The 12,321-nt window shown below is 33.4% G+C and carries 16 protein-coding genes; 7 read left to right on the plus strand and 9 right to left on the minus strand.

The features are described from left to right. The 9 genes from trpB to RM520_RS14785 form a co-directional block, all read right to left on the minus strand. Window positions 1-1,185, minus strand: coding sequence for a tryptophan synthase subunit beta (gene trpB, locus RM520_RS14745; RefSeq protein ID WP_311388512.1), 1,185 nt, complete (start codon window positions 1,183-1,185; stop codon window positions 1-3). Continuing rightward, the gene (locus RM520_RS14750; protein ID WP_311388513.1) at window positions 1,182-1,856 is read right to left on the minus strand and encodes a phosphoribosylanthranilate isomerase; all 675 of its coding nucleotides are present in this window, start codon (window positions 1,854-1,856) and stop codon (window positions 1,182-1,184) included. The genes trpB and RM520_RS14750 overlap by 4 nt, the downstream gene beginning before the upstream one ends. After that, window positions 1,853-2,638: an indole-3-glycerol phosphate synthase TrpC gene (trpC, locus tag RM520_RS14755; RefSeq protein WP_311386462.1), complete on the minus strand. Its 786-nt coding sequence runs from the start codon at window positions 2,636-2,638 to the stop codon at window positions 1,853-1,855. The genes RM520_RS14750 and trpC overlap by 4 nt, the downstream gene beginning before the upstream one ends. Then, window positions 2,635-3,630, minus strand: a complete 996-nt coding sequence (gene trpD, locus RM520_RS14760; protein WP_311386463.1) for an anthranilate phosphoribosyltransferase — start codon at window positions 3,628-3,630, stop codon at window positions 2,635-2,637. Before trpD ends, trpC begins: the two co-directional genes overlap by 4 nt. Then, window positions 3,631-4,200, minus strand: a complete 570-nt coding sequence (locus RM520_RS14765) for an anthranilate synthase component II (protein WP_311386464.1) — start codon at window positions 4,198-4,200, stop codon at window positions 3,631-3,633. After that, a complete protein-coding gene (locus RM520_RS14770) occupies window positions 4,201-5,598 on the minus strand; it encodes an anthranilate synthase component I family protein (protein ID WP_311388514.1) in 1,398 nt (465 codons plus the stop codon). It lies immediately after the preceding gene. 237 nt (window positions 5,599-5,835) lie between these two features. Next, the gene (locus tag RM520_RS14775; RefSeq protein WP_311386466.1) at window positions 5,836-6,411 is read right to left on the minus strand and encodes a YceI family protein; all 576 of its coding nucleotides are present in this window, start codon (window positions 6,409-6,411) and stop codon (window positions 5,836-5,838) included. 37 nt (window positions 6,412-6,448) lie between these two features. Next, entirely contained in the window at window positions 6,449-7,081 is a 633-nt protein-coding gene (locus tag RM520_RS14780) for an NAD(P)H-dependent oxidoreductase (protein WP_311386467.1), read from the minus strand. A gap of 1 nt (window position 7,082) precedes the next feature. Continuing rightward, complete coding sequence (locus RM520_RS14785; RefSeq protein WP_311386468.1) at window positions 7,083-7,529, minus strand: MarR family winged helix-turn-helix transcriptional regulator; 447 nt, start codon at window positions 7,527-7,529, stop codon at window positions 7,083-7,085. 132 nt (window positions 7,530-7,661) lie between these two features. Here RM520_RS14785 and RM520_RS14790 point away from each other — a divergent pair, with 132 nt between their 5' ends. The 7 genes from RM520_RS14790 to RM520_RS14820 all read left to right on the plus strand — a co-directional run bounded on the left by RM520_RS14790 (window position 7,662) and on the right by RM520_RS14820 (window position 12,273). Further along, window positions 7,662-8,210 (plus strand): TlpA disulfide reductase family protein, encoded by a 549-nt coding sequence (locus RM520_RS14790; protein ID WP_311386469.1) that lies wholly within the window; start codon window positions 7,662-7,664, stop codon window positions 8,208-8,210. A 3-nt stretch (window positions 8,211-8,213) separates the two neighbouring features. Next, complete coding sequence (locus RM520_RS14795; protein WP_311388515.1) at window positions 8,214-8,831, plus strand: thioredoxin family protein; 618 nt, start codon at window positions 8,214-8,216, stop codon at window positions 8,829-8,831. Between the two features lie 70 nt (window positions 8,832-8,901). Then, window positions 8,902-9,213, plus strand: a complete 312-nt coding sequence (locus RM520_RS14800) for a rhodanese-like domain-containing protein (RefSeq protein ID WP_311386471.1) — start codon at window positions 8,902-8,904, stop codon at window positions 9,211-9,213. Beyond that, entirely contained in the window at window positions 9,210-9,722 is a 513-nt protein-coding gene (locus RM520_RS14805; protein WP_311386472.1) for a DinB family protein, read from the plus strand. The genes RM520_RS14800 and RM520_RS14805 overlap by 4 nt, the downstream gene beginning before the upstream one ends. A gap of 21 nt (window positions 9,723-9,743) precedes the next feature. Further along, window positions 9,744-11,027, plus strand: coding sequence for a DUF2851 family protein (locus RM520_RS14810; protein WP_311388516.1), 1,284 nt, complete (start codon window positions 9,744-9,746; stop codon window positions 11,025-11,027). Between the two features lie 8 nt (window positions 11,028-11,035). Then, window positions 11,036-11,263, plus strand: a complete 228-nt coding sequence (locus RM520_RS14815) for a PspC domain-containing protein (protein WP_311386474.1) — start codon at window positions 11,036-11,038, stop codon at window positions 11,261-11,263. Between the two features lie 2 nt (window positions 11,264-11,265). Beyond that, the gene (locus RM520_RS14820) at window positions 11,266-12,273 is read left to right on the plus strand and encodes a potassium channel family protein (protein ID WP_311388517.1); all 1,008 of its coding nucleotides are present in this window, start codon (window positions 11,266-11,268) and stop codon (window positions 12,271-12,273) included. Window positions 12,274-12,321: the final 48 nt, after the last annotated feature.

Consider the following 12,321-nt stretch of genomic DNA (forward strand, 5'->3'; position numbering starts at 1 on the left):
TTAAGCTAACTTAAAATAGTCTATATAGGTTTGCAAATCTTTATCACCACGACCTGACAAACTGATTACAACTACATCATTCGGTTTAAAGACTTTATGTGAAAAAATGGCAAATGCATGTCCCGTTTCAATTGCCGGAATAATACCTTCTAATTGAGATAATTCTAATCCAGCGGTCATGGCTTCATCATCCGTGGCAGAATAAAACTCAGCTCGACCCGATTTGAATAAATGCGAATGCATTGGACCTACACCTGGATAATCCAAACCTGCAGAGATAGAATAAGGCTCTGTTATTTGACCATCTAAAGTTTGCATTAACATGGTTTTACAACCATGTATGATACCTACTTTACCTAAAGCTGAAGTTGCGGCACTTTCACCGGTTTCAACACCCTTGCCAGCAGCTTCAACAGCAATGATTCCAACTTCTGGTTCATCTAAAAAATGATGATAAGTTCCAGCGGCATTACTGCCACCTCCAATACAGGCAACCACATAATCAGGATTTTCACGACCTTCTTTTTCTTTTAATTGCCATTTAATTTCTTCGGAAATTATAGACTGGAACCTGGTGACCATATCAGGGTAAGGGTGAGGACCAATAGCGGAACCAATTATGTAATGCGTGTCAACAGGATTGTTAATCCAATCACGAATAGCTTCATTAGTTGCATCTTTTAAAGTTCTACTGCCTGATAAAGCAGGTCGTACTTCTGCCCCTAACATTTTCATTCGAGCCACATTTGGAGCCTGACGTGCAATATCAATTTCGCCCATGTAAACAATACACTTCATTCCCATTAATGCGCAAACTGTGGCAGTTGCGACGCCATGTTGGCCAGCTCCGGTCTCAGCAATGATTCGAGTTTTACCTAGCTTTTGAGCCATTAAAATTTGACCTATGGTATTATTTACCTTATGAGCACCAGTGTGGTTTAAGTCTTCTCGTTTTAAGTAGACCTTACAGTTATGTTTTTCAGATAATCGTTTGGCGAAATACAATGGAGAAGGCCTACCGACGTAATCTTTGAGCAGTTGGTGAAATTCCTTTTGAAAGGACTCTTCATACATAATTTGCACATAGTTTTGTCGTAATTCTTCTACATTTGGGTAGAGCATTTCAGGAATGAATGCACCACCAAATTCACCATAATATCCTTTTTCGTCAGCGTGATAAGTCATTGGTTGTCAATTACAATTTTTTTAAATTTTTTTAAATCATCAATATTTTTTAATCCAGGTTCATCTTCAAATCGACTATTTACATCAATGGCATGACAGTACTTTGATTCCGGTTTTTTTAGAAATTCTTCAATCTGTCTTAAATTATTTAATCCAATGCCACCACTTAAAAAATAGGGTTTGGTTGATGGATAATTTTCTAGAATGGACCAATCGAAGGTATATCCGTTTCCCCCAGGTAATTTTCCTTTTGTATCAAATAAGAAGTAATCACAGACTTCTTCGAAAGGTTGTAAAACCGAAAAATCAAATTCATTCTTGATGGAGAACACTTTGATAATCTTCGTGATTTTGCACTCCCACGATTTAACGAGTATATCCGCCTCGTTTAACTTGAATGCTTCCGCCTTTTTAAATTTTTTCAAATAGTCAATAGATTCATTGCCATGAAATTGAACTGCATCCAATTTATGTTTCAAAGTCAATCTGATAACCTCTTCGATTTTTTCATCAACAAAAACACCTACCTTTTTAATTCCTGAAGCAAGAGAAGGAAATTCTTTATCAAAATAGCGTGAAGATGATTCCCAAAATATAAAACCCAAATAGTCAGGCTGTAATTTTGCAACCGTCTCAGGATTATATTTCATTCCGCACACTTTCAGTTTCATTTCACTAAATTTTGTATAAATGCATTAGCAGCTTTCCCAGGATTTTCAGCTTTCATAAAGTTCTCGCCAATAAGAAAACCTTGATAATCATATTCTTTTAATTCCTTAATGGCCTTAATAGAGCTAATTCCGCTTTCAGAAACTTTTACAAAATCATCTGGGATTAAAGCGGAAAGATGCTTGCTAGTGTCCAAACTCACATTAAAAGTCTTTAAATCACGATTATTAATTCCTAGCATATCTAAACTTGGCATGATAGATTTATGTAACTCTTCTTCATTATGCACTTCAAGCAAGACTTCTAAATCTAAACTTTTGGCTAATTCAGAAAATGCTTTTATCTCATGTTTTGACAATACTGCGGCTATTAAAAGAATCACATCAGCACCGTTCGCTTTAGCTTCTAAAATTTGATACTCATCAATAATAAACTCTTTTCGTAAAAGTGGCATTGTTACAGACGCCCTTGCCAACAGTAAATCTTCTAAAGAACCACCAAAATACTTAATGTCAGTTAAAACACTCATTCCACAAACACCGGCATTTTCATAAGCTCTAGCAACTAAGCCGACATTGGTATTTTGATTTATGGTTTGTTTAGAAGGTGACCGACGTTTGTGTTCGGCAATGATACCAGTATTGCTTTTTCGTAAAGCGGAAGCTAAAGATTGTCCACTTCTTTCAAAAAGATTGGATTGTTCTAATTGTGAAGCAGGAATTAAACTTTTTTTAAGTTCAACCTCATTTCTTTTATCAGCTACTATTTTATCTAAAATATTCATGAGGCACTAATTTTCTGTAACTTTTTTAGAGCTATTGAACCATTACCATTCAACAATGATTCTTTAGCTTTCTCAAATCCGTCCTTTACCGAGATTTCTTCGACTGTTGCTATAGCAACACCTGCGTTCGCACAAACGACGTTGTTTTGTGCTTCGCTGCCATTACCATTTAATATATTTAAGAAAATTTGAGCTGATGCTGCAACATCTTCTCCACCAACAATTTCGTTGGCACCTATAGCGTTTAAACCAAAATCAGCAGGTTTAATAATACCTTCAGAACCATTAGAAATGGTTTTTGTATCACCAGTCAGACTTATTTCATCATAACCATCTAGAGCATGTAGCACAGTAAAATTCTTATCTGTATTTTGATATAAGTAACCGTACATTCGTGCTAATTCTAAATTAAAAACCCCAACCATTTGGTTTTTAGGAAAAGCCGGGTTTACCATCGGGCCTAGCATATTGAAAAAGGTTTTAACTGCTAGTTCTTTGCGAATAGGAGCAACATTCTTCATTGCTGGATGAAACAAAGGAGCATGTAATACACAAATGCCGGCTTCTTCAATTGATTTGGTTAAAAAATCAGCTTCATTGCTAAATTTGATACCTAAAAACTCCATTACATTGCTACTTCCGCATTTGGAAGAAACCCCATAATTACCGTGTTTAGTCACCTTAATTCCAGCCCCAGCTGTTACAAATGAGGCTAATGTTGAAATATTGAAAGTATCTTTACCATCTCCACCAGTTCCACATAAATCAATAGGGTTATAAGCTGATAGATCTACTGCCATACAAAGTTCTAATAAAGCATCTCGGAAACCCTCTAACTCTTCTATAGTGACGCTTCGCATCATATAAACAGTTAAGAAAGCCGCAATCTGACTAGTATTATAATCCCCTTTAGCTATATTAACCAATACCCTTTTAGCATCTTCTTTTTCAAGAATTTCATGATTAATAAGTCTATTCAATATTTCTTTCATCTATCCGCGATTTAACCAATTTTTTAAAATTTGTTTTCCATTCGGTGTTAGTACTGATTCCGGATGAAATTGAACTGCTCTGATATCAAATTCTTTATGTCTGAGTGACATTATTTGACCATTCTTATCGAGTGAGGTTGCCTCTAAACAATCGGGTAAATCTTCTTGAACAACCCATGAATGGTATCTTCCCACTTCTAATTTTTGAGGAAGGTTTTTGAAGATGTAATCATCTTGAATAATATCTATTTTGGTCGATACACCATGATAAACTTTATCAAGATTTATTAGCTTACCACCATAAACTTCACCAATAGCTTGCTGACCTAAACAGACCCCAAACATGCGCTTGCTTGGGCCATATTTTTTAATTATTTGTTTTAATAGCCCAGCTTCATCAGGAATTCCGGGACCTGGAGATAAAACCATTTCATCAAAATCATCGACTTCATCGAGGGTCAGTTGATCATTTCTTTTGACTACTAAAGTGCAACCTAGGTCTTCTAAATAGTGCACTAGATTAAAAGTGAAACTATCGTAATTATCTATCATTAAAATCTCTCTTTTCATCTAGATAGTTTCAGCAATTTCAAGAGCCTTGTTTAATGCTCCCAGTTTATTATAAGTTTCTTGTAATTCATCTTCAGCATCTGAGGCGGCAACTAACCCTGCTCCAGCCTGAAAATGTAATTCATGGTTTTTACTTAAAAAAGTTCTTATCATAATTGCATGATTGAAGTTGCCTGAAAAGTCCATAAAACCAATAGCACCTCCATAATACCCTCTACTAGTTTTTTCATACTTTTCAATGAGCTGCATAGCCCTGTGTTTTGGTGCCCCACTCAAGGTACCTGCGGGAAAAGTATCTGCGACAATTTTTAAGGTAGCTAGATCTGGTTTTTTCATACCCGTAACTTTGGACACTAAATGAATTACATGTGAAAAATATTGAACTTCTCTATAGGTCTCCACATTTACCAAATTTCCATTTCTACTCAAGTCATTTCTAGCCAAATCAACTAACATTACATGCTCGCTATTTTCTTTATCATCTTGAGCTAATTGTTTTGCCAATTCTGCATCTTTTTCATCATTGCCTGTCCTTTTATAGGTGCCTGCAATAGGGTGAATTTCTGCTTTTCCATCTTTAACAATAATTTGAGCTTCTGGTGAACTTCCAAAAATTTTAAAATCACCATAGTCGAAAAAGAATAAGTAAGGTGATGGATTTATAGAGCGTAACGCTCTGTAAACATTGAATTCATCTCCTTTAAATCTTTGAGAAAATCTTCTAGACAACACCAACTGAAAAACATCTCCGCGTTGACAATGCTTTTTTGCCAATGCAACATGTTCTTTAAAAGCATCATCTTCTAAATTGGTTTTAACTGAACCTTCTTTAGAAAAATTATAAGAGGCAAAACTTCTAGCTTTAAGTACTTGTTCAATTTCCGCGATATTATTTTCTGAATCATAGCAATGCGCAAAAAGATAAGCTTCGTTTTTAAAATGATTGATAGCAATAATGTTTTGATAAACAGCATAATAAATATCGGGAATGACAACTGAATTCTCCTTTTTTGATATAGCTACATCTTCAAAATATCTTACGGCGTCATATGCCATGAAGCCAAATAAACCATTTGTAATAAATTTGAAATCTTGATTTTCGATATTGAATTGTCTACTGAATGCGTCAATTTCTTTTGTTACGTCAATATTTTTCGTGATTTCAATTTTTTCTATAGCTCCGTCAGGAAACTCTTTAACAATCACTTCATTTTCAATTTTAATGGAAGCAATTGGGTTACAGCAGATATATGAGAAACTATTGTCATTTGCATGATAATCACTACTTTCTAGCAAGATACTGTTAGGGTATTTATCACGTATTTTAAGATAAACGCTTACCGGTGTTATAGTGTCCGCTAAAATCTTTTTGTAATATGTTTTAAGTTCAAAGGCCATAAGTAATGCTATAAATTGAAAAAGGCTTGTCGTGATGACAAGCCTTTATATATTTTTAAATAGGGACTAGTTCACGAATGTTGTCGTAAAGTATTCCACCACCAAGTGTTATTCAATGTTTTCATTGGTTCAAATATAGAAATGTATTTTAAACTTTCAAACAAAGTTCTGTGATAAAAAAATATCCTGCCATTAGGCAGGATATTTTCCTTTTCTTTTTCAAAGTTTATGAATGACTTAGAATTCTAAATCAACCACTAAATCAAATTCATCATAGATGGTCTTGTCTCCTAAATCGTCAAAGAAACTTCCTGAACCATATTTTACATTGTACTGTGCTCTATCTACTTTTAAAGTTGCAGTTGCTTTACTCCCGTAAACAGAAACATCAAATGTTACTGGTTTAGTAATACCTTTTATGGTCAAATCACCTGTTACTTTGTAAGAGTTCTTTCCAGAAGCTTCTACATTGGTAAATACCAAATTGGAAGTTGGATTAGAAGCTGTAGCAAAGAAATCATCAGAATGTAAATGACCATCTAGTTTTCCTTTTGCGCCACCTTCTAAATCAGTGGTATTAATGGTGGTCATATCTACAGTGAATTCACCGCCTGTTAATTTACCTTCATCAAACATAAGTGCACCTGACTTAAGGGCGATTGTACCGGTATGAGAGCCCGTAACTTTATAGGCTTTCCATGTGACTGTACTTGCGTCAGTTTTCACTTCTTTTTTTTCTCCTTCAACAGGACCAGCAATTGCAGTGGCACCAAAAATTACGGTTAGGGCTAAACTTAAAACGTTCTTTTTCATGATTTTAAAATTAATTGTGTTTACTAGATTTAATAATTTATATATATGTAAATAATTCTTCTTTTGATTGACGTACTTTGGCGTAATGCTGAGTTTCATCTTCTACGGAACGATAGCCAATAGGCAATGCAACTGAGGCATTCAAGTTTTTTTCTGATAGGCCTAAAATAGTATTGTATTTATCAGCTTCAAATCCTTCCATTGGGCAAGTATCAATTTTTAGCTCTGCAGCTGCTTGCATTAAATTGCCCAAGGCGATATATGTCTGTTTCTCAGTCCAATTTGCCTTGCTTTCTAAACTCAAATCAAGCAATTTAGATTTCATAAAATCCCCGTATCCTTTTAATCCTTCTTCTGAAATATTACGGGTTTCAGATACATTTTTTAAATAATCATCCATCAATTCAGGTCCGAAATCCGTTTTGTTTGCAAAGACAATAATATGTGATGCATCGGTAATCTGAGATTGATTCCAAGAAACAGGTCTAAGTTTATCTTTTATCTCCTGGTCCGTAATAACAAAAATATGATAGGGTTGAAGACCATAAGATGAAGAACTTAATCGCGTAGCCTCTATTAAGAGTGCTAAATCTTCTTCAGAGACCTTTTTAGTGTTATCAAATTTCTTGGTGGCATAGCGCCAAGTCCTATTTTCTATTATACTATTCATTCTAAAACTTATCTAATAATCTATTTAAATTCTCTAATTCTTTTGCAGTAAAATTTTTAAGAGCGTCACTTTCAGCATTTTTCATTGATTCACTCATTTTTACCAAAACATTTTCACCTTGTCCGGTAATAAAAATTTCAACTTTTCGTCTATTTGATTCACAGACACAGCGCTTTACATACCCCTTTAAAATTAATTTATCAACTAATCTCGTTGTATTACTCATCTTTGAAACCATGCGTTCATTTAAAGTAGAAAGATTGGCTGGCTGTCCTTTTTGCCCTCTCAAAATACGTAAAACATTAAACTGTTGTAGTGAAACTTCAAAAGGTTTAAGAGCATTACCCATAGTTTCCTTTAGCTTATTATTAACCAGAGATAAATGAATTATTGTTCTTGTCCCTAACGGAATCTCTTTCTTCGTTTTAATAATTTCTTCTACATTCATGTTATTACAACAATTGTATATACAAATGTATATTGATTATTTTAATTTACAGTTAACGACACTCGCTAATCTTTTGTTAAAATTAAAATGGAGAAAACTTCATTGATTAATTTTAAGCCTTAAATCACTGGTATGAAGCCACTTTATTTAATCGTTTTTTTTACCTTTTTTATCTATGGATGTAATTCAGCTGCGGATAAAAAGAATAAAGAGAAAGAAATCAATGACACCGAACTAGAAATTCATAATGAAACTAGTACAGTAGATTTTCCAATTTATGATTATGAAGGTTTAGAGCCTTTATTGAATAGAAAAGACGACAAAACATATATTATCAACTTTTGGGCTACTTGGTGTAAGCCCTGTGTTGAAGAGATGCCTTCTTTTGAAAAAACGTTTGAAGAACAAAAAGAAAATGGTGTAGAAATGCTTCTGGTAAGCTTAGATATGCCTACAATGTGGGAAAAAAGGTTGGTGCCATTTGTTGAAGCGAATGAATTAAAAGGTGAGGTAGTTATTTTAGATGATCCTAAAATGAACGACTGGATTCCTAAAATTGATAAAAATTGGCAAGGAGGTATCCCTGCTACTTTGATTTATAATAGGGACAAAAGGATTTTTTACCCTCATGGATTCACCTATGAGGAGTTGAATACGGAGTTAAACAAATTCATAAATTAAGCTATGAGAAATTTAAAGTCTTTTGGATTAGTTACAATGTTGTTCATTTTGACAGCATTTGTTAAAAATGACAATCCAATTCTTCTGGGATATAAAGTAGGAGACGTCGCTTCTGATTTTTCCCTTAAAAATATTAATGGAGAAATGATTTCTTTATCTGATTATAATCAGGCTAAGGGTTTCTTGGTAATTTTCACTTGCAATACCTGCCCTTATGCAGTTGCTTACGAAGATAGAATTATAGCATTAGACAAAAAATATAAGCCATTGGGTGTGCCAGTAGTTGCCATAAACCCTAATAATCCAGAAATCCAATCTGGAGATAGTTTTGAAGGGATGAAGGTTCGTGCACAAGAAAAAGGCTTTACGTTTCCTTATCTTTTTGATGAAGGACAAAAGATTTATCCAAAATACGGTGCACAACGCACTCCTCATGTTTATTTATTAGAGAAAACCAAGGTTGGTAATATCGTTAGATACATTGGAGCTATAGACGATAACTACCAAGACGAAAGTCAGGTAGAAGAGAAATTTGTAGAAATAGCCGTTGATAATATGCTTTCAGGGAAAGAAATAGAGATAAAAACTACAAGAGCAATAGGTTGTTCGATAAAAGCTTAAATAAAAATGATATTTATCATTGAGTTCTAGATATTGACTTTTATTTTTGAAACCTAATTATAAGATTAAGATGGATTTGACACAAGAAGAGTGGACCGAACAATTGAAAAATGACGATAATGCTTTTGTTTTAGACGTTCGTACGCCCGAAGAACTCGAAGAAGGAGCTATTGCAAATGCTACTAACATTGATATTTACTTGGGACAAGGTTTTATGGATGAAATTCAAAAATTGGATACTTCTAAAAATTACTATGTCTATTGTCGTTCAGGTAATCGCAGTGGGCAGGCTTGTGCCATATTAAATAGTATTGGAATTGAAAATACATTTAATTTAGATGGTGGTTTTATGAATTGGGAAGGAGAAGTTGTTAATCTTTGAGATTTCCATATGACATTATATCTCAAATAGAACAAAACTACCATGTTTTTCAAGCTAGTCTTTCCGGTATACCAAAAGAGCTTGAACTTTTTAAGATAAATTCCGAATCTTGGTGCCTTTTAGAGATTATTTGTCATTTATTAGATGAAGAAGTTTATGATTTTAGAACTAGAATAAAACATATTCTAGAAACTCCAGAATTTTCTTTTAAACCGATTAGTCCAACAACCTGGCCTATTGACCACCAATATTTACATCAAAATTTTCAAGAGATATTATTAAAGTTTCTAGAAGAACGAAATCAATCCGTGATTTGGTTAAAAGGGCTAAAGACAGTATCATGGGAACTTTCAACAATACACCCAGAAAAAGGAGCTATGTCGGCGAAAACATTTTTAGAGAATTGGTTAGCGCATGACTTTTTGCATATTAGACAAATAAATGCTCTTAAAAGAGCTTATTTTAATACAAACTCAAGTGATAATTTAACTTACGCAGGTAATTGGTAAACTATTTTCTATTTTAGTTCCATGCGTGAAGATTTACTTCATTTTATCTGGAAGACACAAAAATTCACTACAAATAAACTTGAGTCATCAAAGGGTGAGCAAGTACAAGTGCTCTTACCCGGAAATCATAATCACAAGGGAGGGCCTGATTTTTTCAACTCAAAAATTGTAATTAATAATCAAATATGGGTTGGTAATGTTGAAATACATCTAAAATCTTCTGATTGGTATGCTCATAGTCATGAATTGGATGATAAATATGACAATGTAATACTTCATGTGGTATGGGAAGATGATATTGCCGTTTTTAGAAAAGACAAGACTGAAATACCAACATTGGTTTTAAAAAGCATCGTACCAGATGAGTTGCTTAATTCCTACCAAGGTTTATTGAATAATTCAAAAAGAAAATTTATTAACTGCGAAAAGAATTTTTCAGAGATGGATTCTTTTTTATTAGAAAACTGGTACCATAATCTTTATTTTGAACGTCTGGAACAAAAGACGAGTTTGGTTTTTAGTCTTCTTGAGCAAACTAATAATGATTGGGAAAAAGTTTTGTTTACCATGCTCTTAAAGAATTTTGGCCTTAATCTTAATTCAGATTCTTTTTATTCATTAGCACAGGCATTAGATTTTTCAATTGTTCGAAAACTACAAAACAATACTCTTGGGTTAGAAAGTGTTTTATTTGGCATGTCGGGTTTATTAGATAAACCTGAGTTGACAGATACCTACTATTTAGAACTTAAAAAGGAATTTAACTATCAATCAATCAAATTTGAACTAAGAACTAAACATGTTCAATCCCCAGAAATGTTTGGCCTCAGGCCCCATAATTTCCCAACAATTCGTTTGTCTCAAATTGCCAATCTATATAGTTTAAACCATAACTTGTTTGATGATTTAATCAATTCTAATTCAGTGACTAGAATGGAATCAATTTTAAAAGTTTCTGCAAGCGACTATTGGAAAAGTCATTTCACCTTTGGAAAAGAATCAAAAGTTAGTTCTAAAACAATGACTAAAAATTTAATTGATTTATTAATAATTAATACAGTTATTCCATTAAAGTTCTGTTATGCCAAAAAACATGGAAAAGAAATTAACGATGAGCTGATTGGGTTGATTTCAACCTTAAAACCTGAAAGCAATTTTATTATCACTGGTTTTGATAAAATTGGAGAAAAAACGTTTAATGCTTTAGAAAGTCAATCAAAAATTCAATTATATAATTGTTATTGCACAAAAAATGAATGTTTGAAATGTTTTATTGGAGTCAAGCTTTTAAATCGAAATACCTAATTTTGATTATGCGGTGGATTTATGACATCTTATATTATTTTCAAAAAAGAGGATTCGAAGTTTGCAGAAGAATTGCCGAGCGTTGGGGAATTCGAGCCCGTGTTGTAAGAACAACTTTTATATATCTAACCTTTGCCACTTTGGGCTTTGGTTTTGCATTATATCTTTTTATTGCTTTTTGGTTGAAGATAAAAGACCTAGTTTATACCAAACGAACTTCAGTATTTGATTTGTAATTATGTTTAGACTATTCCGTTCAAAAATTACAATTGCACTAACCATGATGGTAGCAATTTTTTTGGTTGGGGTTTTTGGATATCGGATAATAACTGACTTTACATGGGTTGAGTCAATTTATATGACAATAATTACTGTAACTACAGTTGGTTTTAAAGAAGTCCGACCTTTAGATTCCAACGCACAAATATTTACCGTATTTTTAATAGTAAGTAGCGTTTTTATTTTTGGTTTTGCTATTTCAGTGATTTCAGAATATATACTGAGTAGAAATTCTTTACAGCTTTTAAAGAAAAAAAGAGTGAAAAATAAAATTAAGAGTTTATCAAATCACATTGTAGTCTGTGGTTATGGAAGGAATGGGCGACAAGCTGCAGAGAAACTTACAGCTTACAATAAACCATTTGTGGTAATTGAAAAAAGTAAAGAGTTGATTGAAGCTAATGAAGAAGAAATTCTTTTTGTTGAAGGCGATGTCAATGAGGACGAAGTATTGCTTGAGGCCGGTATTGATAAAGCTCAATATTTGGTTGCTGCTCTCCCTGATGATGCTATTAATCTTTTCGTGGTACTTTCTGCCCGACAAATGAATAAAGACCTATTTATTATAAGCAGAGCCTCGCAAGTCAACTCCGTTAAAAAACTTGAATTTGCTGGTGCGAATAAAGTTATTATGCCAGATAAAATTGGAGGTGATCATATGGCGTCCTTAGTGGTTATGCCAGATCTCGTAACCTTCATGGATAAGCTATCGGTTGAAGGTGAGCACACCACTAATTTAGAAGAAGTTGAGATTGAGGATTTTAAAGGACAGCTTGATTGTAATTCTATCCGAGATTTAGACCTAAGGCGTAAGACTGGATGTACAATTATTGGGTACATAAGACCAGACGGACATTATATTATTAATCCAGAAGCCGATTTGCAGTTAGAATCAAAAGGTAAAGTCATTGTTTTAGGTCGTCCTGAACAAATTGATAAGCTAAATCAAATGTTTCAACTAGATTAGTTTAACATCCAATAAATTTGATTCCATTGAATTTTTTTAGGATATTGT

This window comes from Croceitalea vernalis, from assembly GCF_031846405.1.
Taxonomy (GTDB): Bacteria; Bacteroidota; Bacteroidia; order Flavobacteriales; family Flavobacteriaceae; genus Croceitalea; species Croceitalea vernalis.